The organism is Methylobacterium sp. Gmos1, from assembly GCF_053764715.1.
The window spans coordinates 328,851-355,393 of sequence record NZ_JBSNCC010000002.1; the positions used below are offsets into that span (position 1 = coordinate 328,851).

Sequence of the window (26,543 nt, forward strand, 5' to 3'; positions counted from 1 at the left end):
TGGAATGATTCCAATCCAGCAGGGTGAGTGAGGCCGTGCTCCTGGCCGTCGAGACCGTCGCGCGCGTCGCGAAGAGCGAGGCGCGCCCGCGCGAGCGTCAGACCGAGACCCCGGCCGTGCGGCGTCCGGGCGGGCGGCCGCCGTGGCGTGGCCTGGCGCTCCTCGTCGTCCTCGTCGCGCTTGCGGGCGCCGGCTGGTACGAGCGCGACGCGGCCGAGGCGGCCCTCGCCCCGATCCTCACCAAGATCGGCCTCGCGACCCCGGCGCCCGCCCCCGCGGCAGAGGAGGCGACCGCCCCGTCCGACCCGAACCTCGTCACCCTCGACGAGGCCGGCCAGACGCGCATCGGCCTCGCCTTCGGCACGGCCGAGACCCGCCGCATCGTCTTGGCCGTGCGTGCGCCCGGCACGGTCGCCTTCGACGAGCGCCGCGTCACGCATCTCAAGCCCCGCACCGCCGGGCGCGTGCTCACCCTCGCGGTGCAGCCGGGCGATCCCGTGCGGGCCGGCCAGACCCTCGCCACCCTCGACGCCGCCGGCCTGCTCGATGCCCGCAACGGGCTCGCCGAGGCGCAGGCCAATCTCGCCGAGGCGCAGGCGACCGAGAAGGTCGCCGAAATCAACCTGAAGCGCGGCCAGGACCTCCTGAAGGTGATGGGCGTGGCCCAGGCCGACGTCGACCGCCGCCAGGTCGATCTCGCCAAGGCGCATGCGGCGACGCTCGCGGCGAAGGCCAAGGTCGATCTCTACTCGGCGCAATACGCCCGCCTCGCCCCCGAGCCCGGGGCGCCGGCCGGCACCAGCGCCATCGTGTCGCCGATCGACGGCGTGGTGACGACGAGCGGCATCACCCTCGGCGAGGTGGTCGACACCAACCGCGACGCCTTCACGGTGGCCGATCCGTCGCGGATCCAGGTGCTGGCGAACCTCTACGGCCGCGACATCGCGGCGGTGAAGGCGGGCGACGCCGCCACCATCCGGGCCCCGGTGCCCGACCACCCGGTCTTCGAGGGCCGGGTCCGCTCGGTCAACGCCGCGATCGATCCGGCCACCAACACCGCCCCGGCCCGCATCGAGGTCGCCAACCCGAAGGGGGCATTGCGCGCCAACATGTTCGTCTCGGTCGAGATCTCCGCCGATCTCGGGCGCGACGGCACGACGATTCCGGCGAGCGCCGTGCAGCAGACAGAGGACGGCCCGGTGGCCTTCGTGCGCAAAGCCGACGACCGGTTCGAGAAGCGCATGCTGGCGCTCGGGGTGCAGCGGGCCGACTGGGTCGAGGTGAAGACGGGCGTGGCCCCCGGCGAGACGGTCGCGACGCAAGGCAGCTTCGGCCTCAAGGCGATCCTGCTGCGCAGCCTCCTCGGCTCGACGGATTGAGGCTGCCCATGAAGGCCTGGTTCGCCCTCCTGATCCGCCGCCGCTGGCTCGTCCTGGTGATGGCGCTCGCCGGCGCCGCCGGCGGCATCGTCAATTTGCGCGGCCTGTCGATCGACGCGGTGCCGGACATCTCGCCCAAGCAGGTGATGATCCTGACGCTCTCGCCCGGGCTCGGGCCGCTTGAGGTCGAGCGGCTGGTGAGCTTTCCGGTCGAGAGCGCGATGGCCGGCGCCCCGGGGCTCACCGGCATCCGCTCGACCTCGCGCTTCGGCGTCTCGGCGGTCTACGTCACCTTCGACGAAGCGATGCCGATCGCCGAGGCGCGCTCCCAGGTGTTCCAGCGCCTGCCCCAGGCCAAGGCGATGATGCCGGCCGGCATCGGCGACCCGCAGATGGGGCCGATGGCGACGGGCTTAGGGGAGATCTACCAGTTCGAATTGCGCGGGCCGGCCTACTCGCCGATGGAGCTGAAGCGCCTGCTGCAATGGACGATCGCGCCGCGGCTCAAGCTCACGCCGGGCATCGCCGACGTCAATATCTATGGCGGGCAGTTGCCGACCTACGAGGTGCGGGTTTCGGCCGAGAGCCTGCAGCGCTACGGCGTCTCCTTGAGCCAGGTCTACACGGCGCTGGCCGAGAACAACCTCGCCCGCGGCGGCGCCTATCTCGAGCACAACGACCAGCAGGAGGTGATCCGGGGTCTCGGCCTCGCGACGGGTCCGGAGGACATCGCCCGGATCGTGGTGGCGACGAACCCCGGCGGGGTGCCGGTGACGGTGGCAAGCCTCGGCGAGGTGGTGGAGGCGCCGAAAGTGCGACTCGGCGCGGTGACCCGCGACGCCGCCGGCGAGACCGTGGTCGGCATCGCGATGATGCAGCAGGGCGAGAATGCCAGCGCCGTCGTCGAGCGGGTGAAGGCGACGATCGAGGACCTGCGTCCGCTCCTGCCGCCCGGCATCGCGATCGTGCCGTACTACGACCGCTCGGCGCTCGTGGAGCGCACGATCCACACGGTGGCGCACAACCTCGTCGAGGGGGCGGTGCTGGTGATCGTGGTGCTGCTTCTCCTGCTCGGCAACCTGCGGGCCGGGCTGGTGGTGGCGGCCGCGATCCCGCTCTCGATGCTGCTCGCCTTCGCGGGCATGCGGGTGCTGGGCCTGTCGGGCAACCTGATGAGCCTGGGCGCCATCGATTTCGGCCTCATCGTCGACGGCGCCGTGGTGATGATCGAGAATATCTTGCGCGCCCGCGGCGAGCACCCGGAGCGGCCGGCGCACGGCGTCATCCGCGACGCCGCGGCGGATGTGGCCAAGCCCGTGATGGTGGCAGTCGCGATCATCATCCTGGTCTACCTGCCGGTGCTGGCCCTCGAAGGGGTGGCCGGCAAGATGTTCCGGCCGATGGCGCTCACCGTCATCCTGGCGCTCGCCGGCTCGCTCCTCCTGACGCTGACCCTGATGCCGGCGCTCGCCGCCCTGGTGCTGTCGGGCTGCGGGATCGGCGAGCGCGAGACCCGCCTCGTCCACGGGATGCGGTCGGTCTACACGCCCGTCCTGCTCTTCGCCGAGCGGCGGGCGGGGGCCACGATCCTCGTCACCCTGGCGCTGTTTGCCGGAAGCTGCCTCCTCGCCACCCGGCTCGGCGGCGAGTTCCTGCCGAAGCTCTCCGAGGGCTCGATCGTCGTCACCTCGGAGAAGCTGCCGGGCATCAACCTCGACGCCTCCCTGAAGACGATGCGCCGGATCGAGTCGGTGCTGAAGTCGTTCCCGGAGGTGAAGCGGGTGGTCTCGCTCACCGGCAGCGCCGAGATCCCGACCGACCCGATGGGCGTCGAATCGACCGATAGCTTCATCACGCTGACCGATCCCTCGACCTGGACCACCGCCACGACCCAGGACGGCCTCGTCGCGGCGTTCGGCGAGCGCCTGCGCCAGGAGGTGCCGGGCGTCGCCTACGCGTTCTCGCAGCCGATCCAGATGCGGATGGACGACCTCCTGGAGGGCGTGCGCGGCGACGTGGCGATCAGCCTCTATGGCGACGACCTCGGCGTCCTGAAGGACAAGGCCGACGCCATCGTGCGGGCGGTCTCGGGCGTGTCGGGCGCCAGCGACGTCAAGGCCGAGGCCCAGGCCGGCATGCCGGCATTGTCGATCGCGGTCGACCGGACAGCGGCCGCCCGCTACGGGGTGAGCGCCAGCGACATCCTCGACGTCGTCGAGGCAATCGGCGGCCGGCCCTCGGGCTCGGTCTACCGCGACGACAACGCCATCACCGACATCGTGGTGCGGTTGGCGGGCGCCGACCGCGGCGACATCGAGCGGGTCCGCGCCCTGCCGGTGGGCCGGGGTAAGACGACCGTGCCGCTCTCCCTCGTTGCCTCGGTCGAGGTCGCGACCGGCCCGGCCCAGATCAGCCGCGAGCGGCTCCAGCGCCGCATCTCGGTCCAGGCCAACGTGCGCGGCCGCGACGTGCAGAGCTTCGTCGCCGAGGCGCAAGCCGCCGTGAAGGCGCAGGTGAGCCTGCCGCCGCGCTACTCGCTCGTCTGGAGCGGCCAGTTCCAGAACCTCCAGGAGGCGACCGCGCGCCTCTCCGTGGTGGTGCCAGCCGCACTCGCGGCGATCCTGGTGATGCTGGTGGTGCTGTTCTCCGACATCCGAGTCGCGGGGCTGATCTTCCTCAACGTGCCGGTGGCGGCGACCGGCGGCATCCTGGCGCTCTACGCCCGCGGCCTGCCGTTCTCGGTCTCGGCGGCGATCGGCTTCATCGCCACCTTCGGCATCGCGGTGCTGAACGGCGTCGTGCTGATGAGCACCCTGCGCGATCTCGAGCGCGCCGGCCTCTCCCCGCGCGAGGCCGCGACCGAGGCGGCCGAGCGCCGCCTGCGCCCGGTGATGACGACGGCGCTCGTCGCGACCCTCGGCTTCCTGCCGATGGCGCTCTCGACCAGCGCCGGCGCCGAGGTGCAGCGCCCGCTCGCCACGGTGGTGATCGGCGGCCTCGTCACCGCGACGCTGCTGACGCTGGTGGTGCTGCCGGCCCTGTACCCGTACGTCGCGCGGCTGCGCTGGCCGTTCGGGGGCTCGGGGCCGTCCGGGACAGAAGAGGCGCGGGGTTCCCCTCTCCCCGCGGGCGGGGAGAGGGCTGTGTCACCGTTCAGGGGACACAGCTAGCGGAGGCGCAGCCGGAGCGAGGGTGAGGGGGTGGTGCCGGAAGAGTCTCATCCGGAGATACCCCCTCACCCTCGCCCTCCGGGCTCGCTGCTGACCCGACAAGGGGTCAGCAGCCCTCTCCCCGCCCGCGGGGAGAGGGGAAGGCCCGTGCCTCTCCTGTGCCCGATCAGCCCCGCATGCCCTGGGAGCGCATCAGCCGTGCCGCCTCTCCCCGCACAACCGGCGCGACTCCGCGACCGAACCGCTCTACCTTCCGGCCCGCATCGCGAGGAGCGCAAGCATGATCCAGCTCTATGCCTGGGACACGCCGAACGGCCGCAAGATCAGCGTCGCGCTGGAGGAGATGGGGCTGACCTATCGGGTCGAGCCGGTGGACATCACCAAGGGCCGGCAGTTCGAGCCCGATTTCCTTGCCATCAGCCCGAACAACCGCATCCCGGCGATCGTCGACGTGGAGGGGCCGGACGGCGCGCCGATCTCGGTGTTCGAATCCGGCGCGATCCTGGTCTACCTCGCCGAGAAGACCGGGCGCTTCCTGCCGGCGAGCGGGCGCGGCCGGGTCCAGGTCATGGAGTGGCTGATGTGGCAGATGGGCGGCTTCGGGCCGATGCCGGGCCAGGTCCACCACTTCCTCGGCGTCGACGAGAAGGACCGCGCCTACGGGCTCGAGCGCTACCAGAAGGAGACGCGCCGGCTCTACGGCGTGCTCGACACGCGGCTCGCCGAGAGCGAGTTCGTCGCCGGGGAGCTGTCGATCGCCGATTTCGCCATCCTCGGATGGGCCTGGCGTCACGCCCGGCACCGGGTCGACCTCGCCGATCATCCGAACGTGAAGCGCTGGTACGAGGCGCTGATGGCGCGCTCAGGTGTGCAGCGCGGCTTCTCGGTGGCGCTGACCTGATGGAACGACGCGATATGATAGACGAGACGGCCATCCGGGCCCAGCTCATCGAGCGCTTCTTCCGCTACCTCGCGGTGGCGAGCCAGAGCGATGCCCGCGCCACCACCCTGCCGAGCACGCCGGGCCAGCACGCGCTGGCCGAGCTCCTGGCCGGGGAGCTGCGCGCCCTCGGCCTCTCCGACGTGGTGCTCGACGAGCACGCGATCCTCACGGCGCGAAAAGCCGGCACCCGGCCCGGCGCCCCGCCGATCGGCTTCGTCGCCCATCTCGACACCGTCGATGTCGGGCTCTCGCCCGAGATCCGCCCGCAGGTGCTGCGCTTCGAGGGCGCCGACCTCTGCCTCAACCGCGACCGGGACATCTGGCTGCGGGTCGCCGAGCATCCGGAGATCGCGGCCTATACGGGTGAGGACGTGATCGTCGGCGACGGGACCAGCGTGCTCGGGGCCGACAACAAGGCGGCGATCGCCGTCGTGATGACGCTGCTGGCGACCTTGACGCCGGAGGACCCGCACGGCGACATCCTGGTGGCCTTCGTGCCCGACGAGGAGATCGGCCTGCGCGGCGCCAAGGCCCTCGACCTCGCGCGTCTGCCTTGCGACTTCGCCTACACGATCGATGCCTGCGGCCTCGGCGAGGTGGTGATCGAGACCTTCAACGCGGCCGGCGCCGAGATCGTGTTCACGGGCGTCGCCGCGCATCCGATGTCGGCCAAGGGCGTCCTGGTGAACCCGCTCCTGATGGCGCACGACTTCATCGGCCGGTTCGACCGCGCCGAGACCCCGGAGAACACCGAGGGGCGCGAGGGCTACATCTGGTTCAACGGCCTCCAGGCCCATTCCGGCGAGGCCCGCCTCCAGGCGATGATCCGCGACTTCGACAAAGCCAGTTTCGCCGCCCGCAAGGCGCGCCTGCACGCGGTGACGGAGGAGATCGCCGCGCTCTATCCGACCGGCCGGGTCGCGTGCCGCATCACCGACACCTACGGCAACATCCACGACAGCCTCGGCGACGATCGCCGCTCGGTCGATCTCCTGTTCGCCGCGCTGAAAGCCGAGGGCATCGCGCCGCGGCAGATCCCGATGCGCGGCGGCACCGACGGCGCCGCCCTCTCGGCCCGCGGCCTGCCGACGCCGAACTACTTCACCGGCGCCCACAACTTCCACTCGCGGTTCGAGTTCCTGCCGGTGCCGGCCTTTGCGGCCTCGTGGCGGGTGACGCGGCGAATCTGTTTGTTGGGGGCGACGTCGGTGCAGGTCGAAACTCGATCGGCTTGACCGGGTGATGGGCCGCCGGGGGCGGGAAGCGGCGATTCACCGAATGAATGCCCAGCGGCCGGATCGCGCCACAAACGCCGCCGCATCAAAGGTCGGGGTGTGCATCGACCCGTTTTTTGAAGGTTGAATCTGGATGTTGTGTTAGGACAGTGTCTACGAAATGGTCGAAGACGCCGCTTCGACCGAGTGCTGCCGCACCGGCGGCGGTGAGATGGTGGCGGTCGAAATACATAATCTTATCTCCGGCATAAGCGGGGCAACGTGTGCCGCACAGGGCGTCGAAGACTTCCAAAGAATGAACTCCCCGTTTAGCGCCTTCCTGCTGTACAACGATTGCCCTATCTCGCTGGTCCGGGTGATGCTGCAAGTCAATGAATGGCCTCAGATCATTCGAAACGATCCGATGGGCGTCATGCAGCCGGATAGCTGACGTAACCCAATGGGGCATGTTATCGACAACAGCTGATATGAAATGCCGGTCTTGAAGCCACGCCACGTTCTCTATTAGGTGACTAGCAGAAAATTCCTGAGCATTAAAGTTACCAGCTAAAACCAATCCATGGAGACCGCTTAATTTAAGTATTAGTTCTCCAGTTCGGGCCCACGGCTTGCCCGACATAGTCCGACATGGTTGCAGGTGGTCGAACTCCCATTTCAGCAGATTGTTGTCGGCACCGAAATAAGGTGGGCACCCTTCGAGACTTAACTCTGTAACACGGATGCCCGAATACCCCGTGAGCGCCAGCGCAATCGCCGCAGCTTTGCTATCACCAACGACGAGGATGTTCTTCTCGGAAGGTGAGAAACACGCCTCGACGTCGGAGGGTCGAATCTGCGTCGTGATAGGCACGCGGCAGATGGTCTGTAGAGCCTCGTTCAGTTCCACCGCGACGTGTTTGGCGTCGACCGCCTGTTCGCTGGGCCGCAGCCACCACCGCTGCGGCGCTAGCAGAGCAAGGCCCGTCAGGATGACCGCGGTCGCGGTTGAACCGAGACTGACAGCAAGCTTTCGCGCCTGCGCAGGGTCGCGTCTGCCCACAAGTCTCGATGGACGCTCCACGGCGGCCGAGAGAGCCAGTCCCGCGGCAACCGAGAGCGCGAGCATGCATAGACGCTCAAACTTGGTTGGCTCATTGACGAGTGTCAGGAAGGCGATGATCACCGGCCAATGTGCCAGGTAGATCGCATACGACCGATCCCCGAAAAACACGGCCACCCGCCCCCCGAGGACGCTGCGATATCCGCGCGCACGGAAACTCGCGGCTGCCCAACAGCCCGCCGCGGCAACGAACGACGCACCGGATTGTAGTGTAACTTGCGACAGCGTGCTCTGGGACGGGACCAGCGAGATTGCGCACAGGAACAACCCTGACCCGATCATTAACGGCTTGAGTAGCACGTCTGGGAGGAGGTTCTGTTTGCTCCGGCTCAGCATGGCAAAGACAGCCCCGAAGCCGAATTGGTGCAGACGGAATGGTGTCAGGAAGAACACCGCTTCTGGGTTTGCAACACTTGCAGCGAGAGCTGCGGCCAAGCCTAGCAGCGTGATGACTGCCGTAAGTCTGAGCGCATCTTTCCGGCTTGTAATAAATAAACTTAGACACAAAGGCCATATAAGATAGAATTGCTCTTCTACTCCGAGAGACCATGTATGAAGAAGAGGTTTGTACATAGAACTTTCATCAAAATATCCTGCCTCCAGCCAGAATAAGATGTTTGATGAAGATAATGTAGCAGCAAGAGCTGATTGAGATAGGGGGCGAAAATCGTTGAAGCCGTATAAAAGCGAGAACCCCACCATAGTGAGCGCGATTGTCGCCATGAGGCTCGGAAGCAGGCGAGCGGCTCTAGCAATATAGAACTGCCGCAAGCTGAAGCGACCAGAGCGGCACTGATCCATGATGAGGCCTGTTATGACAAATCCGCTGATGCCAAAAAACGCGTCAACTCCGAGATACCCTGAAGGAAGCCAGCGTTGACTAGTGTGAAATATCAAGACTGTAAAAATGCAGATGGCCCTCAAACCTTGAATTTCCGGGATGCGTTGCATGTCATTCCTCCGATATTAAGATATATACCGCTTATATAGAAATTATATGATCATAAATTGCGGTGTGCTGTAAATATTAGCGGTAGTTTATTACTTAATGTATATTACTAACCCAGTAAATACTGGAAATATATCGCTGTGACACGCTCTACGATGTATTAAATACGAAGATGCGCGCGGAGCTTCGCCCCAGCTATCGGCTCAAATGGCGAAACCGGCACCTCACAATGGCAAGTTCGTACGTCTATTGGCTAGGGACTACTAGCTTGCAGCGTGTGGCCAAGTGCTCCGATGCCTCACGCAGATGCTCGTGTTGTCTCATTTGCAAATTGTATAATGTCCTAGACGGCCATATATTATTGTCATAGATACATCCGGCTCCGCCTCGGATATTAAATTTCTCTTGCTTATGAATTACTTAGCGCACCAAAAGGCAGAATGCCCGGCCCGACACCAGTGCTGATGGCTGCCTTTAACACGAACTCGGCTTGCAACTCAGGCAACTGTGAGAAACAAGACGGTAAACCTAACGGGCCAGCAGCAGGCTCCAGCTGACGCACGTAACGTGAGAGTGCGGCGGCCAGGTGAGTGTCATGCGATCTCCGATTGATTGCTTCAGGCGATCCTGCCGGATCGCGTTCGCAATGCGGAAATCGGCTTCGCTCCGGCGTAGGAAGCCCGTGTCACGAAATCGAATGACCGGAAAACCCTCGCGACCGGAGATTCCCCACAGCGGCCGGCAGGCGCCGCTTTCGATCAGCGGCGTGGATCAGGCGAACACCGCTGGTACGTCCGAGTTGGGGTCGAAAGCAGCCCCAACCACGGTCAGGCCGATCCGATCTGCCCTCACCGCGCCGCCGGCGCGAACAACCCGAGAAACAACGGCCGCGCATAGAGATCCGCCGCGTTGTCCGGCGTCACCCCCGGCACCCAGGACGGCAGTTCGGCGGCGGCGTTGACCATGCTGGAGACGAGCTGGGCGGCGATGCCGGCATCGTGCGGGCGCACCGAGCCGTCGGCCATGCCGTCGACGAGGCAGAAGCCGAAGCGCTCGGTCAGGCGGTTCATCGTGCGCCGGGTCTCGGTGCGCAGGGCCTCCGGCAGGGCGCTGAAGGCGGTGACGCGCAGGAGCGGCCCCCCGGGGCCGAGCTGGCTGCGCACCAGCGTGGCGGATGCGGTGCAGATCCGGTCCCAGCCGCTGCCGCCCTTCGCGTCGGCGGCGTCCTGCACCGCCCGGATCTGCGCGAAGCTGCGGGCGAAGCAGTTGGCGACGAGGTCGTCCTTGTTGTCGTTGTGGTGGTAGAACGAGCCCTTGGTGACCTTGAGGAGGCCGGAGATCTTCTCGACCGAGGCGCCGCGATAGCCCTGCTGGTTGATGAGGATCGTGGCGGCGCGAAGGAACGCCTCGGGCGAGACCTCGCTCTCCTCCGGCGGCGCCTGCTCGGGCAGGAGGGCGGGGCGCCACGTCGAGCGCGGCGCGGCGAGGCCGTTCGTCAGGAGGTCGGTCATCCGGGCGCCGGCCCGGGCGTAGTCCCGCGGCTCGTAGCGGCCGATCCACAGCCGGGTCGAGTGGATCACCGAGAGCAGCAGGTGGGTGCGGGCGTTGCGGTCCGCCCGGTCGAGGCCGTCGTCGAACAGGCCGCGCAGGCGGCGAAACAGCGCGTTGTAGGCAAAGAACACGCTCTCGGCCTGGGGGGCGGGCAGGGCCCGCACGTCGTGGAGCACCGCGAGGTCCGGCTCCTCGCCCGCCGCCATCGCGGCCCGGTGGGCGACCATCAGGTCGAGGAGGCGGGCGAGCCGCGCCGGCCCGTCGGGCGCCGCCTCGGCCCGCGCCACCAGGGCGTCGAGCACCCCGATCGTGTGCAGGAAGCAGGCCGCCGCCAGGTCCTCCTTGCGGCGGTAGTAGTAGGTCACGCTGTTCGTCATCAGCCCGACGCTGCGGGCGACGTCGGTGAGCGTCGTGCCCTTCACGCCGGCCTCGTTGATCAGGGCGGCGGCGGCGTGGAGGATCGCGTCGCGCTTCTGGGCGTAGCGCCGGGTCTGGCGCGGCGCCGCGTCGGGAACGGGCGCGGTCTCGGGATCGAGGCTGCGGGGCATGGGGGGATTGAGCACTGTCGCGGGCCCCGTGACAAGCCGGTGATTCGTCGGGGCCACTCTCCCGCCCGCGTCGTCACGCCGTCGTGCCGTAATGCTCCCGGTACCAGGCGACGAAGGCGGGGATGCCGGCCTCGACGGGGGTTGCCGGCACGTAGCCGACGAGGTCGCGCAGGAGATCGGTGCTCGCCTCCGTCCGCTCGACGTCGCCGGGGGGCAGGTCGCGCAGGTGGCGCACGGCCTTGCGGCCGAGCGCCGCCTCCAGGGCGTCGAGCATCGCCGAGACGCTGACCGGGCGGCCGCCGCCGATATTGACCATCCGGTAGGGCGCGACCGGGCTCAGGGTGTCGGCGGCCGAGACGCCGCCCGTGCCGGGCGGGGGAGGGGGGACGTCGACCAGCCTGACGATGCTCTCGACGAGGTCGTCGATGTAGGTGAAGTCCCGCACGGCGCGACCGTGGTCGTAGACCTCGATCGGTTCGCCGGCCAGGATCTTCCGGGTGAACAGGAACAAGGCCATGTCGGGCCGGCCCCACGGCCCGTAGACGGTGAAGAACCGGAACGCGGTGGTGGGGATCTTCCACAGGTGGGCGTAGGAATGCGCCATCGCCTCGCCGGCGAGCTTCGAGGCGGCGTAGATGGTGAGCGGCCACACCGCCAGGTCGGTCTCGCGGAACGGCACAGCCTGGTTGCCGCCATAGGCCGAGGAGGTCGAGGCGAAGAGCAGGTGGCGCACCGGATGCGCCCGGCAGCCCTCCAGCACCTGGAACGTGCCCACCACGTTGCCCGAGACGTAGGCCTCCGGGTGCTCCAGGCTGTAGCGCACCCCGGCCTGCGCGGCGAGGTGCACCACCACGTCGGGCCGCGCCTCGGCCATCAGCGCCATGAAGGCGCCGGGCTCCTCCAGCATGAAGGCGTGGGACGAGAAGCCGGGCAGGGCCGCGAGGTGGGCCAGCCGCGCCTCCTTCAGGGCGACGTCGTAGTAGTCGGTCAGCCCGTCGACCCCCACGACCTCGTGGCCGGCCTGGAGCAGGCGCCGGGCGCAGTGGAAGCCGATGAAGCCGGCCGTGCCTGTCACGAGGAAGCGCATGGCGGGTCCTTGGGGCGCGTGGCTCGCGGGCCCGAGTGCCCGCCGGGGGCGGTTACACGAGGGCGGGCCGGGTTGCCAGACCCGCGCGCCGCCCGCGGAACACGCACTCTCAGAACACGTGCCGCAGGCCCCAGTACAGCACGCCCGCCAGCGTGATCGCCGCCGGCAGGGTGAGGATCCAGGCGAGCGCCAGGTTGCGCACCGTCGCCGTCTGCAAGCCGGTGCCGTTGGCCCACATCGTGCCGGCGACGCCGCTCGACAGGATGTGAGTGGTCGAGACCGGCATGCCGTAGGCCTCGGCGAGCCCGATCGTGCCGGCGGCGACCGCTTCCGCCGACGCTCCCTGCGCGTAGGTCAGGTGCTGCTTGCCGATGCGCTCGCCGACCGTGACGACGATCCGCTTCCAGCCCACCATCGTGCCGAGGCCTAGCGCCAGGGCGACCACGACCTTGACCCAGGTCGGGATGTAGCGGGTGCCGTCGTCGAGGGTGCGCTGGTAGTCCTTGAGGGTCGTCTTCTCCGTGTCGGAGAAGGGCGAGTGCTCGCCGGTGAGGAGCCGCACCGCGTCGCCGGCGAGGTACATGTCGTTGCGCAGGTTCTGCGTCGCCTCCGCCGGCACGTGCCGGATGGCGCCGTAGTTCTTCACCTCGGTGGCAATGTCGTCCGCAAGGCCCGCGAGCGCCGCGAGGCCGTCGGGCGCCGCGAGGGCCTTGGCCGGCGATTCCGCCTTCAGGGCCTCGCCGATCCTCGCCCGGGCGCCGGCGGGGTCGGGCACGGCGGCGGAGCCGGCATGGTCGCGAAACACCCGGCTCGCCCCTTGCGAGCCCTGCACGAAGGCCGGGGTGCTCGAATCCGGCATGGTGCGGTTGAGCGCGTAGGCGGTGGGCGCGGCGCCGATCAGGATCAGCATGATGAGCCCCATGCCCTTCTGGCCGTCGTTGCCGCCATGCGCGAAGGACACGCCGGTGCAGGTCAGGATCAGGAGGCCGCGGATCCACAGCGGCGGCGACGCCTCTCCCTCGGGCGCGCGGTAGAGGTCGGGCCGCCGCACCAGGCGCTTGAGCGCCAGCAGCAGGAGGGCGGCGCAGACGAAGCCGACGATCGGGCTGAACAGGAGCGATTCGAGCACGTTCAGGGCCTGGCCCCAGGCGACGCCGGAGGCGGCGTGGCCCGGCGCCATCAGCTGGTTGGCGAGACCCACGCCGATCACCGAGCCGATCAGCGCGTGCGAGGAGGAGTTCGGCAGGCCGAGCGCCCAGGTGCCGAGGTTCCACACGATCGCCGCGAGCAGCAGCGCGAAGATCATCGCGTAGCCGGCGCCCGAGCCGACCTGGAGGATCAGCTCCACCGGCAGCAGCGTCACGACGCTGTAGGCCACCGCCCCCGTCGAGGCCATGACGCCGAGGAAGTTGAACGCGCCCGACCAGACCACCGCGACGACCGGCGGCATCGAGTGGGTGTAGATCACGGTCGCCACCGCGTTGGCGGTGTCGTGGAAGCCGTTCACGAACTCGAAGGCGAGGGCGATCACCAGGGCGAGGCCGAGGAGCGCGAAGGCCCCGATGGCGAGCGGCGGCTGGCCGGCCCGCTGCATGTCGGAGACGAGGTTGTAGCCGCCATAGGCCAGGCCCGCGGCGAGCACCGCCAGGAAGCCGACCGTCGCCGCCGGATGCAGGCCGTGGTCGAGGCGGGGGCCGGGGCGGGCGCGAGCGGGCGCCGCGCCGGCGCGGTCGGGGGCGAGGGCGGCGTCTGACATGCGGTGAGGCTCCTCGCGACCCTGCCTTGCGCCGGCTCGGGCGGTCTCGCCGCGGGCGCCTGTGCGACCAAAGGATAGGAGCTGTGGATGGCAAGTCGATGACGGCGCCGGAACCGGCCCGGCCGCGCGCGGACCCGTCCGGGGTGAGGAAAAACAGGGGTAAATGCTTAGGGGGCTTGCGTTCTGCGCAACGCAACCCCAAATTCGGATGATCACCGCTGCCCTGTGACGCGTGTGCGCACGGGTCTCTCAGGGCCGCGGTACCCATGGGGGGCGGAATCCGGTGACGGACCTGCCCGCCACGAACCGGCCCGGTACCCTCCTGGTCGAGGGTGACGCAAGGCCAGCGAGTCAGTACCCGATGAACCAGCTCGTGCGCATGTCGCATATCGTGACCGCAGACACCGTCGAGGAGCCCTCCCCGAGCCTCCGGGTTCCGTTCGCCCAATCGGGCGCCTTCGTGTGCAAGTTCATCATCGGCGAGCCGAACGACCGTGCGGTCTGCTGCGGCGCGCCGGTGCAGGACGGCAAGAGCTGGTGCGCCTTCCATCGCCGGATCGTCTTCGAGCCGACCCGGCCGGGGCGGCTGCGCTAAAGCATTTTCCGACGAAGTGGATACCGGTTCGTCGAAGAAAATGCGGCAAAACCAATAACCTAGAGCATCGTCCGATCGCACCGCGATCGGACGATTCTCTAGCAAAGTCCGGCCGGGACCGCTACCCGTCCCGCGCCGTTTTCGCCTCCACCCGTCTCAGGCCGCCCGGCCGTAGATCGGGAAGGCTTCCTGCCGGCCGCGCAGCGGCTGGCGGCTGACCTCGTGCCACTCCGTCCCGGAGGCCCGCGCCGCGTCGAGCGCGGCCTGCGACACGAGCGTGGTGGTCCCGAAGGTCTTGGTCGCCTGCTCGAGCCGGGCCGCGACGTTGACCGCGTCCCCGAGCACGGTGAATTCGAGCCGGTCGTCGTCGCCGACCACGCCGACGAACACCTCGCCGCAATGCACCCCGATGCCGATCCGCACCGGGGGCTCGCCCGATCCCGCGTTCCACTCGGCCACCAGGACCTCCAGACGTCCGGCGAAGTCGAGGGCTTCGGCCGCGGCGTCCGCCCGTGCGTCGGGCACGCCGAACACCACGAGCGCGCCGTCGCCCATGAACTTGTCGATCACGCCGCCGGTCTCCCGGGCGGCCTGGGCGACGCAGCGGCGGAAGCCCGTGACCAGGATCGCCACCGTCTCGGGGTCGGCCCGCTCGGCGATGGTGGTGGAGCCGCGCATGTCGACGAAGGCGATCGCCGCGTGGCGCCGCTCGCCGAGCCGCAGGCCGCCGCCCTGCTCCATGCTGCCGCCGCGCTCGAGCAGCGGCGCCAGCTCGGCGGGCAGGAAGCGCGACAGGGCGGCCCGCCGCGCCGCCTCGCGCAGGGCTAGGACCGCGAGCAGCGCCATGATGCCGACCGACACCACGCTGCCGATCCCGACCATCGCCTCGATCCGGTGGGCGTGCTGCTGGTAGCCCATCAGCAGCGCGTCCTCCTGGGCGCGCATCGCCTCGATGATCCGGCGGATCTCGTCCATCTCCGCCTTGCCCTCGCCCGCCCGCACCAGGGCGAGGGCCCCGTCGCGGTCGCCGGCGCGGTCGAGGGCGAGCGTCCGGTCGAGCTCGGCGAACTTGCGGTCGATGGCGGGGCGCAGGGTGGCAAGGCGCGCCTCCTGGGTCGAGGAGGCGCGCAGCTCCGCCTCCAGCACCGGCAGCTCGGCGGCGATCCGGGCCTGGCCTGCGGTGTAGGGCACCAGGAAGGCCGGATCGCCGGTCAGCAGGTAGCCGCGCTGCCCGGTCTCGCTGTCGAGGAGGTCGGCCAGCACCTGCATCAGGGTGCGATCGATCGACAGGGTATGGGTGATGCGGTGCTGGACGCTGCTCTGCCAGGCCAGCAGCAACCCGTTGGCGGAGCCGACCAGCAGCAGCAGGGCGGCGCCCGCGGTGGTGAGCCCGGCCCGGCCGCGCACGGCGCCGAGCCGCGCGCGGAGCGGCCGGCGGCCCGGGGGGCTTGGCGTCGGGTCTGGGGTCATGGCGGATCCGTCCGGCGCCGGGCGCGGGACGGGCCCTCGGCTCCCGGCGATATGGGGCGCGCCCCGGCGGCCGCCATCGACCGGGCGGCCTACTTCCGGATGACGTAGGGTATGGGATGATTATTCCATGACCCGACCGACGGGACGACCGGTCCGGACGCCGCGCCTCATCCCTGCCCCGCCACCCGGCGCCGGGCCGGCACGCCGCTCTCCGCCTGCTCCGGTCGCGCGCCGCCCGGCTCGGCGAGCGGCGCCACGATGGTGCAGACCACGCCCTCGCGCGGAAAGCTCAGGCTCACCGTGCCGTCGAGCTCGCGGGCGAGGCTGCGCTCGATCAGGCGGGAGCCGAAGCCGGTGCGGGTCGGGGGGACGACCGGCGGCCCGCCGCGCTCCTGCCAGCGCAGCGACAGGCACCCCTCGGCGGCGCTCCACGACAGCGCGACCTGGCCCGCCGGCACCGAGAGGGCGCCGTACTTGACCGCGTTGGTGGCGAGCTCGTGCAGCGCCATGGCGATCGAGAGGGCGATGCGGGGCGGCAGGCGCAGGGCCGGACCGCCGACGAGGAAGCGCGCGCCCGGCCCGTCGAGGGGGGCGAGCGCGTCCCTCACCACCTCGGCCAGCTCCGCCCCCTCCCAGCTCTCGCGGGTGAGCACGTCGTGGACGCGGGCGAGCGCGATCAGCCGCGCCTCGAAGGCCGTCTTGGCGGCCGCCGCCTGCGGCCCGTCGAGGCCGCGCAGGCTCTGCATCGCGATCGACTGCACGGTGGCGAGCGTGTTCTTCACCCGGTGGTTCAGCTCGTGCACCAGCAGGCGCAGATGCTCCTCGGCCCGCTTGCGCTCGGTCACCTCCTGGTGGATGCCGATCACCCGGCGCGCCCGGCCCCCGGCGTCGCGCTGCACGATCGCCTGGGCGCTGACCCAGCGCAGGGGGGCGTCGTCGGTCCGGATCCGGAACTCGGTGCGGTACTCGGCCGCGCCCGCGAGCAGGTCGGCGAGCGCCGCCTCGATCCGGGCCCGGTCCTCCGGGTGCACGATGCGGGTCCAGGCCTCGCGCGAGAGCGGAGCGGTCCCGAAGATCTCGGCCGAGCGGGCCGAGAGGCGGTGCTGCCCGGTCGCGAGATCGATCTCCCAGGTGCCCAGCCGCCCGGCGGCGAGCGCCAGCCGCAGGCGCTCCTCGCCCTCGCGCAAAGCCGTCTCGGCGTCCTTGGCCTCGGTGACGTCGACGTTGCAGCCGGTATAGCCGAGGAAGCGGCCGTGATCGTCGAGGCGGGCGACGCCCTCGCACAGGATCCAGCGCGTCGCCCCGTGCCGGTCGATCACCCGGGTGGCGTGGCGGAACGGCGTGCGCGCGGAGAACGCGCCCTCGAACGCCGCCTCGAAGGCGGGAAGGTCGTCCGGGTGGATGATCTCGCGCCAGCGGCCTTCCGTCAGGGTGTCGGCCTGGCGGCCGAACAGGTAGCCGAAATGGAGGTTGACGAACACGACCTCGCCCGCCTCGTCGGTCATCCAGATCAGGGCCGGGGCGGAATCGGCCATGTGACGGAAGCGCGCCTCGCTCTCGCGGAGCGCCGCGAGGCTGCGGCTCTGCTGGTCGAGCGCCTGGTCGCGCTCGGCGATGCGGCGGCGCAGGCTCTGCGAGGCGTCGGCCAGGGTGTCGGCGAGCTGGCGGATCTCGCGGATGGGCGTCGAGACCCGCGGCACCGGCTGGCCGGCGGCGAGCGCCCCGCCGGCCGCGGCCAGCTGGCGCAGGGGCTCGGCGACCCGGGCCCACAGCTTGACCGCGAGCACCGACGAGACGGCGAGCGCCAGGAGCCCGAACCCCCCGAAGGCCACGACCCAGTGGCGCAACGGCGCCTCGACCTGCTGGCGCGGGATGCTGGCGCCGACGGTCCAGCCCGCCGCCTTGGCGGTGGTCTCGACGTAGAGCACCGGCCGCCGGCGCCGGTCGATCCCCTCCCAGATGTCGGCGGAGCCGGTCGGGGAGCTGCGCAGGGCGGCCTGCATCGGCTGGCCGGCGAGACCGGCATGGTCCTCCGAGCGGGCGAGCAGGAGGCCGCTGCGGTCGATGATGCCGGTGGTCCAGCCCGGCGCGAGGTCCTGGACCAGGATTTGGTGCAGCCGCTCCACCGGCACCGTGACGCTGAGCACGTAGGCCGGCGCTCCCTCGATCGTCACCGGCACCGCCACGTCGTAGGTCGGCGGCCGCCCGGGCGCGCCGGCGCGGACGCCGCCGACCACCGGCTGGCGCGTCGCCAGCACCTTGGCATCCTCGGGATGCGGGTCCTGCGGCAGCGGCGCGCCGGGGGGCAGGGCGGTGTTGACCAGCTGCGTCCCGTCGCGCCGGCGCAAGGAGAGGTGGAGGCCCGTCGTCTCGGTCACCGCCCGGGCCTGGGTCTCGAAGCCGCCGAGGCCGTCTTGCCGAAGCCGCGGCGAGGCCGCGAGGGTCTGAAGCACCGAGACCAGCCCGGCGATGTCGCGGTCGATGCTGAGGGCGATGCCGCGCACGCTCTCGCGGGCATCCTGCTGGAAGCGGACGCGCTCCAGGGAGGCGTAGCGGCCGAGCAGAACGGCGGTGAAGATCAGGCCCGGCCCGATCAGCGCGATCGCCAGGGCGACGAGGTAGACCTGCGTCGACAGCCCGTCCCGCCGCAGGGCGTGGAGCCGGCGGCGGATCATCGCGTGGTCCTCATGACGGGGTCCGGAGGTGGGGTCCTGGTCGCGCGCGGGCGGCGCGGTCGGGTCAAGGGGTCAGGCCCTGTCGATGTGGCCGAGGTCGCGGCCGGGCTCGATCCGGTCGCGCACCCGCTGCTTGAGGGTCTTGATGTCGGGAAATCCCCCGTCGCGCTTGCGCTCCCAGATCAGGGCGTCGCCGCAGGTGATCGCGAAGGCGCCGCCGGTGCCGGGGATCAGCGCCACCTCGCCGATCGCGTCGCGGAACGTCGAGAGCAGCTCCTGCGCCATCCAGCCGGCCCGCAGCAGCCAGTTGCACTGGGTGCAGTAGGTGATGGCGATGCGGGGCTTCTCGGCCTCTGGACGGGGGACGGTGTCGCTCATCGTGGGGAAGACTCCGCCTCCGATCCCCCCGCTTGTCAACCCGCGCGGCGTCCGCTCACGCGAGCTGGCGCAGCATCCAGAGGCTCACCCCGACGCCCGCGATGCCGGCCGCGACCGAGACCCCGACGTAAGCCAGCGCCGCCGCGTGCGCGCCGCGCTCCCAGAGCAGGAAGGCCTCGAGCGAGAAGGTCGAGAAGGTGGTGAAGCCGCCGAGCACCCCGGTGGTGAGGAACAGCCGCAGGGCCTGCGGGCCTCCGCCGCGGGCCGCGAACCAGCCGGTGAGCACCCCCATCAGGATCGAGCCCGCGATGTTGATTAGCATCGTGCCGAACGGGAAGCCGCTGCCCGCCCGCGCCGCCCAGAGGTTGACGCCGTGGCGCAGGGCCCCGCCGAGGCCGGCGCCGAGAAAGACCACCAGGTAGCTCATGGATTCGACGCCTTTCCCGCATTTCAGACAGCATCTGCTGCACCGTTGCTCTCCATAACAAATAAATTTATCCTAAAATTTGCTATTTGCGAATGAAATCTGGGGCGTATATCTGCGGTTTTAAGTCATTAGCTACGGAATGCATGAAAATGTGCTCGATGCCATTGTGGGTATCAACTCGGCACAATCGCGGACCGCGCGCCGCAACGGATTTCATATGGCGCCGAGTCGCCGGCTGCGCCTACCGAGCCAATCCTGTTTTCTTCAGTGTCAGCATCACCTCGAAATCTTCGCAGAGTTCATCAAACGTGATCAGCGATACTTTCATTCCGTCGACATTCACCTTATTGCGGCGCCACTCCCAACGATCCTTCGCAGTCCGATTCGCGAGGCTGGTCGCGCGACCGATCACGAGAACGCCGACCAAGTTCGGCCGCGGACTTCCGAATGCGTCGATGAAATCAGGATTTGTACGGTAGGTATCGAGCGCCCAAGCCCAATCGACGATCTGGCTGAAGCCTTTCTCGAAGGTGCGGGCCCATGGGTCGATGCCTCTCTTGCTCGGCTCGAAGATATCCTTGCTCGAAGCACCCTCGAACTCGACGACACAAACGCTGTCCGTATCCGAGCGTCTGACGGTCAGATCGGTCCGAAAGAAAGATCCGATGCGAAACTCGCGCTTGATCCGATCGGCGAACTGGATCCTGGCGTGATAGAAGCCGAACATCGCGCACAAGTTCGGCCATCGGTCAAAATTAGCGAGCACCTGCCCGCGCTCGGCCAAGTCCGTATTCGTGTCGAGAAGGTGCTTGAATGCCGCGAGTTCCAGTTCGGCCGCGGCGAGGTCGAAACTATGATCCTCGAAGTAGGGCTTGACCATCAGCCCTCGGCGGCAACGGCTGTAATCACTGTGCCGTCACCATCCTGCTTGAACACGACACGGATTCCATGTCCACGTGCCACGTAAACATCGTCGAACCCGGCGAGCTTCTGGACATTGGCCGGATCGGCCATGTCAGCCTTGATCGTCTCGAAGGCGGCATCGACCTTCGCCTTGCTCGTCGGGAACAGTGATGACAGCATGTTCGACGCGGTGTTGCTGATCGACACGCGCCGCTCCTGCTGACGTTCCGTCGTCGTCATTGTGTCCGCCCTCCCGGTTCTCCGCGTGCGAACGATTACGTCAACAAGGTAAGAAGGCTGGGCACAGCCGTCCAGATACCATTGGGCAGCAGGTCCGTTCCAACCCTATCCCTCGCGGCTGTCGAGCCGCTTCGCTTAAGGAGTGGTGCATGGCGTGGATGTGCACCGCACGCCTTCCCTCACCCACCGAACCGGTCCCGCCACGCCGCCTGCGCCCCCGCCACCGGCAACGCCCGCGCATGGTAGACCCCCAAAGCCACCGCCCGCGCCAGCACCCGCGCCGCCGCGTCGCCGAGGCGCGCCAGATCCCCGACCGGATCGGCGAGCGGCACGGCACCGGTCGCGGCGGAAAAGACGAGGTCGCCGTCGAGGGGGGTGTGGGCCGGCACGATCGCCCGGGCGAGGCCGTCCTGCGCCGTCACCGCGAGGCGGCGGGCCTCGGCCTTGGTGAGGCGGGCGTCGGTCGCGACCACCGCGATCGTCGTGTTGGCGCCGGGCATCGGCTTTGCCGGCCAGGCGAAGGCGTCGGCCGGGATTCTCGGCGCGGGGCCGAGGCCCCCGAACTCGTCGCCGATCTCGAACGGCCCGGCCCAGAAATGCGGGCCGTCTCCGACCGTGACGCGCCCGAGCGCGTTCACCGCCACCAGGGCGGCGACGCGGGCGCCCGTGCCCTCGACCGGGGCCGAGGCGCTGCCGAGGCCGCCCTTGAGGTTGGCGGTGCGCGCCCCGAGCCCGGCCCCGACCGAGCCCATCGCCACCGGACCGCCGCTTGCCGCGACCGCCGCGGCGTAGCCGAGGTCGCGGTAGGGCGCGTAGCGGCCCCAGGCCTTGTCGCCGCCGTTGAGGAGGTCGAACAGGATCGCCGCCGGCACGATCGGCACCCGTGCCGGTCCGACCGCGAAGCCGCGGCCGGTCTCGGCGAGCCGGGCGACGACCCCGCCGCCGGCGTCGAGCCCGAAGACCGAGCCGCCGGACAACACGAGGGCGTCGACCCCCGCCACCGTACGCTCGGGATCGAGGAGGTCGGTCTCCCGGGTGCCGGGGCCGCCGCCGCGGACGTCGACCGCCGCCACGGTGGGCGCATCGAAGACGATCGCGGTGACGCCGGAGAGCGCCCGGGCGTCCTCGGCGTGGCCGACGCGAATGCCGGCGATGTCGGTGAGGCTTCCGCTCACCGCGAGTCGGCCCGCCGCATCAGGTCGGCGACCGCCGCTTCCTCGGCGGCGGAGAGGGCCTTGGGCCCGGCCGTCCCTCTCCGCCGCCGGGACGCCGCGAAGAGGGCGAGACCGCCGAGGCCGACCACCAGCACCGGGGTCAGCCAGAGGAGCGCGGTGTGCCAGGCGACCACCGGGCGCAGCAGCACGAACTCGCCGTAGCGCTGGACCACGTAGTGCAGCACCGTGTCGTCGTCGTCGCCCTGGCGCAGGCGCTCGCGCACGATCAGCCGCAGGTCGCGGGCGAGCGGCGCGTCGGAATCGTCGATCGACTGGTTCTGGCAGACGAGGCAGCGCAGGCCCGACGAGATCGCCCGGGCCCGCTTCTCGAGCGTCGGGTCCTTCATCACCTCCTCGGGCTGCACCGCGCCGGCGGCGACGGGCATCAGCAGCGCGAGGGCAAGGAGGGCGGAGCGGAGCGCGCGCATCGGGCCTACTGATCGTCCTACTCTGCGGGGACCGAGTGCGGCGGCACCGGGCCGGCCGCGTCGCGGATCGCCGGGCGCAGGGCCGGGGCGCCGACGCGGAAGCGCCGGTCGGTGAGGGAGAGAGCGCCGCCGAGCGCCATCACCACGGCGCCGAGCCAGATGAGCAGCACCAGGGGCTTGTAGTACAGGCGGATGCCGACGCTACCGTCGGTCCCGGTCTCGCCGACGCTGGCATAGACCTGGCTCGCCCCGAGGGTGAGCAGGCCCGCCTCGCTCACCGACATGTTGCGCGAGGCGTAGAAGCGCTTGCCCGGCTCGATCACCCCGACCGGAATCCCGCCCTCGCGGATGGTCAGGTGGGCCACGGTCTCGGTGTAGTTCGGCCCGGTCCGCGGCAGGACGCCCTCCAGCGCCGCAACGTAGGGGCCGGCGCGCAACTCGCCGCCGCGCTGGATCGTGGCGAGGGATTCGACGCTCCAGGCCTGCGCGGCGATGCCGATCACCGTGACGCCGACGCCGGCATGCGCCAGCGCCGTGCCCCAGGCCGAGCGCGGCAGGCCGGCGGCGCGGCGCAGCGACAGGCCGAGCGTCTTGCCCCGGGCCCGGGTGACGATCTCGAGGGCGGCGCCGAGGATCAGGTAGGCGCCGAGCCCGATGCCGAGCGGCGCCCCCACCGGCCCGCCCCAGGTGACCGCGATGGCCGCGAGCGCGACGGCGAGCGCGAGCGCGAAGCCTACGAACAGCCGCTGGCTCGCCGCCGCGAGGTCGCCGCGCTTCCACGCCAGCGTCTGGCCGAACGGCACCACGAGGAGCAGCGGCACCGCGAGCGGCAGGAAGGTCAGGTTGAAGAAGGGCGGCCCGACCGAGATCTTTTCGCCGGTCAGCGATTCGAGGACGAGGGGATAGAGCGTGCCGACCAGCACCGTGGCGCAGGCCGCCGACAGGAAGAGGTTGTTCATCACCAGCGCGCCCTCGCGCGAGATCGGCGCGAACAGGCCGCCCTGGCGCAAGGTCGGCGCGCGCCAGGCGTAGAGCGCCAGCGAGCCGCCGATGAACAGCACCAGGATGCCGAGGATGAAGGTGCCGCGCGTCGGGTCGGTGGCGAAGGTGTGGACCGAGGTGAGGACGCCGGAGCGCACCAGGAAGGTGCCGAGGAGCGACAGCGAGAAGGTCAGGATGGCGAGCAGCACCGTCCAGACCTTGAGCGCGTCGCGCTTCTCCATCACCACCGTGGAGTGGACGAGCGCGGTGCCGGCGAGCCACGGCATCAGCGAGGCGTTCTCGACCGGGTCCCAGAACCACCAGCCGCCCCAGCCGAGCTCGTAATACGCCCAGTACGACCCCATGGCGATGCCGACGGTGAGGAAGCACCAGGCCGCCAGCGTCCAGGGCCGCACGGCGCGGGCCCAGGCGGCGTCGATCCGGCCCTCGATCAGGGCCGCGATGGCGAAGGCGAAGGTGATCGAGAAGCCGACATAGCCGAGATAGAGCAGCGGCGGATGGATCGCGAGGCCGGGATCCTGAAGCAGCGGATTGAGGTCGCGCCCCTCCATCGGGGCCGGGTTGAGCCGGGCGAAGGGGTTCGAGGTCACCAGGATGAAGAGCAGGAACACCGCGGTGATCGCGGCCTGCACGCCGAGCGTGTTGGCGCGCAGGGTGGGCGGCACGGAGTTGCGGGCGAGCGCCACCACGGCGCCGAACAGCGCCAGGATCAGCACCCAGAGCAGCATCGAGCCCTCGTGGTTCCCCCAGACGCCGGAGATCTTGTAGATCAGCGGCTTCATCGAGTGCGAGTTCTCGACGACGTTCTGGACCGAGAAGTCCGAGGTCACGTGGGCGTAGGTCAGCGCCGCGAACGCGAAGGCGATGCACGCGAAGGTGGCGAGCGCCGCCGGCCCCGTGACGCTGCGCAAGACGGGGTCGCCGGTGCGGCTCGCCCAGATCGGCATCACCATCTGCGTCAGCGACAGGGCGAGCGCCAGGGCGAGGGCGTAGTGACCAACCTCGATCAGCACCAGGGCGACCTTTCGGTGAGCGTGAAGTCCATCGGGACGGGAGATCGGTCGACGGCTCTCCCGCCCGGCGTCCTGCCGCGGCGGATCGCGGCCGTCACCTTAGTCCGCTTCGGGCCGAGCGCCGCCAAGACCTTCCGCCGCACGGGGCGGGACTATTTGACGGCGGTGCGGGAGACGGGCTCGGCCTGCGCCTGGCCCGAGGCGCCCGGCACGGGCTTGGCGCCGCCCTCCTGCCAGCGCCCCTGCGCCTTGAGGGCGTCGGCGACCTCGCGGGGCATGTAGGTCTCGTCGTGCTTGGCCAGCACCGTGTCGGCGCGGAAGATCCCGTCGGGCTCCAGCACGCCCTCGGTCACCACGCCCTGGCCCTCGCGAAAGAGGTCGGGCAGCAGGCCGCGGTAGCGCACCTGCACGGTCGAGCCGGTATCGGTGACGGCGAACGCCACCTTGCCGTCGGCCTCGCGCTTGAGCGAGCCGGATTCCACCAGCCCGCCGAGGCGGAAGCGGGTGCCCGGCGCGACCTTCTGGCCCGCCACCTCGGTGGGCGAGCGGAAGAACACGATGGTGTCGCGCATCGCCGAGAGGACGAGCCCGAGGGCCACCGCCAGCACGGCGCCGCAGACGAGAATGAGGACGGAACGGCGGCGCCGGCGCGTCATGGGGCGGGGCTCAGGCGGGGTGGTGGGGGAGGGGGGTGGCGAGGGTCATGAGAGGCGTCTCCCGGGGGCGGCCGATACGGGACCGGCTCTGTTGGTTGTGATCATATAGCAGAGCTTGTGTGGCGAAGCCGAGATGCGCCGGCCTGAACCCTCCCCCTTCTGCGCAGGACTGTCCGGGAAAGAACGAGGCGCGGGTCTTCTCCTCTCCCCGCGGGCGGGGAGAGGGTCGCTTGCACCTTGTCGTGCAAGCGACGAGCGCAGGCGCAGCCGGAGCGAGGGTGAGGGGGTATCGACGGGTGAGACTCCTCCGGAACCACCCCCTCACCCTCGCGGCGAACCTACGGTTCGCTGCTCCCTGAGCCCCTTCGGAGCTCAGGCCGCTCCCCGCCCGCGGGGAGAGGGGACTGTCCGCGCCATTCATTTTCCCCAGACAGCCTTGCCCTCTGCGGGGGAGGTTGCCCCACGGAGTGGGGCGGGAAAGGGGATCGCGACGAAGCCGGATGTGGCGCCCTTCGTGCCGGTCGCGGCCTCTCCGGGAGCGGCTTCCCCTCTCCCGACCCGGCCTCACGGCCGGGCCACCCTCTCCCGCAGAGGGGGGAGGGTTCACCCGCGCGGCCGTCGCGTTCCTCACGGCGCCGCCTTCGCCGTGCCCACGCCCATCTCGCGGGCCGCCTCCTCCACAGGCGCGAGCTTGGCAGGATCGTTCCCGAGGGCTGTCCGCGCCTGCGCCAGGATCTCCTCCGCCTTCGGTCGCTCGCCGAGCACGCCGTAGGAGCGCACCAGCCGGGCCCATTCCTCCGGCGTGCCGCCCTGCGCGGCGAGGCGCTGGGCCAGCCCCTCGACCATGCCGCGGACCATGCCGCGCTGCTCCTCGCTCATCGCAGGTCCCTTGGCAGGACCCTCGGCAGGCCCCACGGCGGGCTTGGCCGCGGGCGGCGGCGCGGTGCCGTCGAGACGGGCGAGGCTGTCGCGCACCATCGGCAGCCAGGGCGCCTCGGGCGGCGCTCCCGCGGCGAGCGCGGCATAGCGGGCGCGGGCCTGGGCGCGGTCGCCGTCCTGCTCGGCGGCGCGGGCGAGGTAGAATTGCGGCTTGACCGCGGTGGGATCCTGCTTGAGCGCCCGCTCGAAGGCGTCGCGGGCCCGCGACGAGACGACCCCGTCGCCCACCGCCACCAGGGCCTCGCCGTAATCGGCCAAGCGTCCGGCATCGTCGCCGAGGATCCGGAGCGCGTTCTCGTAGGCCTTGATCGCGTCCTCGCCGCGGCCGACGCGCAGGTAGACGGGAGCCAGCACCGCCCAGCCGCGGCCGTCCTCGGGCGCCTTGGCGAGGTGCGCCTCGATCTGCGCCACCGCCGCCGCGAGGTCGTTGCCGGCCGACTTGGCGTGGGCCAGGCGCTCGGCCTGGGGCTGGGCCGGCAGGTCCGGCGAGCCGTAGATGCCGTAGACGAGGAGCGCCACCAGCGGCACCGTCGAGAGCGCGAAGGCGGAGGCCGCCCGGCGCCGGCGCAGGGCCGGCTCGCCGACCGCCCCGGCGGTGCGGCCGGGCTCGCGGCTCGCCCGCAGCAGGCGGCGCGCGGCCTCGGCCCGGGCGGCCTCGGCCTCCGGCTCGGCCAGCAGCCCGCGGGCGGCGTCGCGGTCGATCTCGCGCAACTGGTCGCGATAGAAACCCGTCTCGGTGGCGATCCGCGCCTCGCCCTCCGGCACGGCCGCGAGCGCGAGGCGGCGCGACATCGGCCAGAGCAGGGCGAGCACCGCCAGGCCGGTCATGAGCGCGAAGATGAACCAGATCGCCGTCATGTCACTTCTGTATCCCCCGTGCCCGGGA

General features: G+C 70.1%; 20 protein-coding genes. 5 read left to right on the forward strand and 15 right to left on the reverse strand.

The window, feature by feature from the left end; genetic code table 11:
- Positions 1-35: 35 nt before the first annotated feature.
- The 4 genes from ACS5PV_RS04675 (at position 36) to pepT (ending at position 6,727) form a co-directional block, all read left to right on the forward strand.
- A complete protein-coding gene (locus tag ACS5PV_RS04675) occupies positions 36-1,379 on the forward strand; it encodes an efflux RND transporter periplasmic adaptor subunit (protein WP_455394202.1) in 1,344 nt (447 codons plus the stop codon).
- Between the two features lie 8 nt (positions 1,380-1,387).
- Positions 1,388-4,549, forward strand: a complete 3,162-nt coding sequence (locus ACS5PV_RS04680; protein WP_455394203.1) for an efflux RND transporter permease subunit — start codon at positions 1,388-1,390, stop codon at positions 4,547-4,549.
- A gap of 280 nt (positions 4,550-4,829) precedes the next feature.
- Positions 4,830-5,450 carry a glutathione S-transferase family protein gene (locus ACS5PV_RS04685; RefSeq protein WP_455394204.1) on the forward strand — a complete coding sequence of 207 codons (621 nt, stop codon included), beginning with the start codon at positions 4,830-4,832 and terminating at the stop codon, positions 5,448-5,450.
- 14 nt (positions 5,451-5,464) lie between these two features.
- Positions 5,465-6,727, forward strand: a complete 1,263-nt coding sequence (gene pepT / locus ACS5PV_RS04690) for a peptidase T (RefSeq protein ID WP_455394205.1) — start codon at positions 5,465-5,467, stop codon at positions 6,725-6,727.
- Between the two features lie 85 nt (positions 6,728-6,812).
- Here the strand turns inward: pepT and ACS5PV_RS04695 are convergent, their stop codons facing one another.
- The 4 genes from ACS5PV_RS04695 to ACS5PV_RS04710 form a co-directional block, all read right to left on the reverse strand.
- Positions 6,813-8,777 (reverse strand): acyltransferase family protein, encoded by a 1,965-nt coding sequence (locus ACS5PV_RS04695; RefSeq protein WP_455394206.1) that lies wholly within the window; start codon positions 8,775-8,777, stop codon positions 6,813-6,815.
- Positions 8,778-9,623: 846 nt separating this feature from the next.
- A complete protein-coding gene (locus ACS5PV_RS04700) occupies positions 9,624-10,874 on the reverse strand; it encodes a TetR/AcrR family transcriptional regulator (RefSeq protein WP_455394207.1) in 1,251 nt (416 codons plus the stop codon).
- Between the two features lie 73 nt (positions 10,875-10,947).
- The gene (locus ACS5PV_RS04705) at positions 10,948-11,961 is read right to left on the reverse strand and encodes an NAD-dependent epimerase/dehydratase family protein (protein WP_455394208.1); all 1,014 of its coding nucleotides are present in this window, start codon (positions 11,959-11,961) and stop codon (positions 10,948-10,950) included.
- 109 nt (positions 11,962-12,070) lie between these two features.
- Positions 12,071-13,717 (reverse strand): inorganic phosphate transporter, encoded by a 1,647-nt coding sequence (locus ACS5PV_RS04710; protein WP_455394209.1) that lies wholly within the window; start codon positions 13,715-13,717, stop codon positions 12,071-12,073.
- A 361-nt stretch (positions 13,718-14,078) separates the two neighbouring features.
- On the opposite strand from ACS5PV_RS04710, the gene ACS5PV_RS04715 reads away from it, so the two are divergent.
- A complete protein-coding gene (locus tag ACS5PV_RS04715; protein WP_093568735.1) occupies positions 14,079-14,312 on the forward strand; it encodes a GcrA family cell cycle regulator in 234 nt (77 codons plus the stop codon).
- 156 nt (positions 14,313-14,468) lie between these two features.
- Here the strand turns inward: ACS5PV_RS04715 and ACS5PV_RS04720 are convergent, their stop codons facing one another.
- The 11 genes from ACS5PV_RS04720 to ccmI form a co-directional block, all read right to left on the reverse strand.
- Positions 14,469-15,782 (reverse strand): CHASE3 domain-containing protein, encoded by a 1,314-nt coding sequence (locus tag ACS5PV_RS04720; protein ID WP_455394210.1) that lies wholly within the window; start codon positions 15,780-15,782, stop codon positions 14,469-14,471.
- 167 nt (positions 15,783-15,949) lie between these two features.
- On the reverse strand, positions 15,950-18,457 hold the full coding sequence (locus tag ACS5PV_RS04725; RefSeq protein WP_455394211.1) for a sensor histidine kinase: 2,508 nt from the start codon (positions 18,455-18,457) through the stop codon (positions 15,950-15,952).
- 72 nt (positions 18,458-18,529) lie between these two features.
- On the reverse strand, positions 18,530-18,835 hold the full coding sequence (locus tag ACS5PV_RS04730; RefSeq protein ID WP_455394212.1) for a SelT/SelW/SelH family protein: 306 nt from the start codon (positions 18,833-18,835) through the stop codon (positions 18,530-18,532).
- Positions 18,836-18,890: 55 nt separating this feature from the next.
- A complete protein-coding gene (gene crcB, locus ACS5PV_RS04735) occupies positions 18,891-19,262 on the reverse strand; it encodes a fluoride efflux transporter CrcB (protein WP_455394213.1) in 372 nt (123 codons plus the stop codon).
- Positions 19,263-19,503: 241 nt separating this feature from the next.
- A complete protein-coding gene (locus tag ACS5PV_RS04740) occupies positions 19,504-20,142 on the reverse strand; it encodes a Shedu anti-phage system protein SduA domain-containing protein (protein ID WP_455394214.1) in 639 nt (212 codons plus the stop codon).
- Positions 20,142-20,405, reverse strand: a complete 264-nt coding sequence (locus tag ACS5PV_RS04745) for a hypothetical protein (RefSeq protein WP_455394215.1) — start codon at positions 20,403-20,405, stop codon at positions 20,142-20,144. Before ACS5PV_RS04745 ends, ACS5PV_RS04740 begins: the two co-directional genes overlap by 1 nt.
- Positions 20,406-20,584: 179 nt before the next feature.
- Positions 20,585-21,580, reverse strand: a complete 996-nt coding sequence (locus tag ACS5PV_RS04750; protein WP_455394216.1) for a P1 family peptidase — start codon at positions 21,578-21,580, stop codon at positions 20,585-20,587.
- Positions 21,577-22,047: a cytochrome c-type biogenesis protein gene (locus tag ACS5PV_RS04755; RefSeq protein ID WP_455394217.1), complete on the reverse strand. Its 471-nt coding sequence runs from the start codon at positions 22,045-22,047 to the stop codon at positions 21,577-21,579. Before ACS5PV_RS04755 ends, ACS5PV_RS04750 begins: the two co-directional genes overlap by 4 nt.
- A 17-nt stretch (positions 22,048-22,064) precedes the next feature.
- Positions 22,065-24,062, reverse strand: coding sequence for a heme lyase CcmF/NrfE family subunit (locus ACS5PV_RS04760; RefSeq protein ID WP_455394218.1), 1,998 nt, complete (start codon positions 24,060-24,062; stop codon positions 22,065-22,067).
- A gap of 152 nt (positions 24,063-24,214) precedes the next feature.
- Positions 24,215-24,718, reverse strand: coding sequence for a cytochrome c maturation protein CcmE (ccmE, locus tag ACS5PV_RS04765; protein ID WP_455394219.1), 504 nt, complete (start codon positions 24,716-24,718; stop codon positions 24,215-24,217).
- A gap of 627 nt (positions 24,719-25,345) precedes the next feature.
- Positions 25,346-26,515, reverse strand: coding sequence for a c-type cytochrome biogenesis protein CcmI (ccmI, locus tag ACS5PV_RS04770; RefSeq protein ID WP_455394220.1), 1,170 nt, complete (start codon positions 26,513-26,515; stop codon positions 25,346-25,348).
- Positions 26,516-26,543 lie beyond the last annotated feature (28 nt).

Coding starts and splice junctions, on each gene's coding strand:
- ACS5PV_RS04680 (WP_455394203.1), top strand. CDS start 1,388: ATGAAGGCCTGGTTCGCCCTCCTGATCCGCCGCCGCTGGCTCGTCCTG.
- ACS5PV_RS04685 (WP_455394204.1), top strand. CDS start 4,830: ATGATCCAGCTCTATGCCTGGGACACGCCGAACGGCCGCAAGATCAGC.
- pepT (WP_455394205.1), top strand. CDS start 5,465: ATGATAGACGAGACGGCCATCCGGGCCCAGCTCATCGAGCGCTTCTTC.
- ACS5PV_RS04695 (WP_455394206.1), bottom strand. CDS start 8,777: ATGCAACGCATCCCGGAAATTCAAGGTTTGAGGGCCATCTGCATTTTT.
- ACS5PV_RS04700 (WP_455394207.1), bottom strand. CDS start 10,874: ATGCCCCGCAGCCTCGATCCCGAGACCGCGCCCGTTCCCGACGCGGCG.
- ACS5PV_RS04705 (WP_455394208.1), bottom strand. CDS start 11,961: ATGCGCTTCCTCGTGACAGGCACGGCCGGCTTCATCGGCTTCCACTGC.
- ACS5PV_RS04710 (WP_455394209.1), bottom strand. CDS start 13,717: ATGTCAGACGCCGCCCTCGCCCCCGACCGCGCCGGCGCGGCGCCCGCT.
- ACS5PV_RS04715 (WP_093568735.1), top strand. CDS start 14,079: ATGAACCAGCTCGTGCGCATGTCGCATATCGTGACCGCAGACACCGTC.
- ACS5PV_RS04720 (WP_455394210.1), bottom strand. CDS start 15,782: ATGACCCCAGACCCGACGCCAAGCCCCCCGGGCCGCCGGCCGCTCCGC.
- ACS5PV_RS04725 (WP_455394211.1), bottom strand. CDS start 18,457: ATGATCCGCCGCCGGCTCCACGCCCTGCGGCGGGACGGGCTGTCGACG.
- ACS5PV_RS04730 (WP_455394212.1), bottom strand. CDS start 18,835: ATGAGCGACACCGTCCCCCGTCCAGAGGCCGAGAAGCCCCGCATCGCC.
- crcB (WP_455394213.1), bottom strand. CDS start 19,262: ATGAGCTACCTGGTGGTCTTTCTCGGCGCCGGCCTCGGCGGGGCCCTG.
- ACS5PV_RS04740 (WP_455394214.1), bottom strand. CDS start 20,142: ATGGTCAAGCCCTACTTCGAGGATCATAGTTTCGACCTCGCCGCGGCC.
- ACS5PV_RS04745 (WP_455394215.1), bottom strand. CDS start 20,405: ATGACGACGACGGAACGTCAGCAGGAGCGGCGCGTGTCGATCAGCAAC.
- ACS5PV_RS04755 (WP_455394217.1), bottom strand. CDS start 22,047: ATGCGCGCGCTCCGCTCCGCCCTCCTTGCCCTCGCGCTGCTGATGCCC.
- ccmE (WP_455394219.1), bottom strand. CDS start 24,718: ATGACGCGCCGGCGCCGCCGTTCCGTCCTCATTCTCGTCTGCGGCGCC.
- ccmI (WP_455394220.1), bottom strand. CDS start 26,515: ATGACGGCGATCTGGTTCATCTTCGCGCTCATGACCGGCCTGGCGGTG.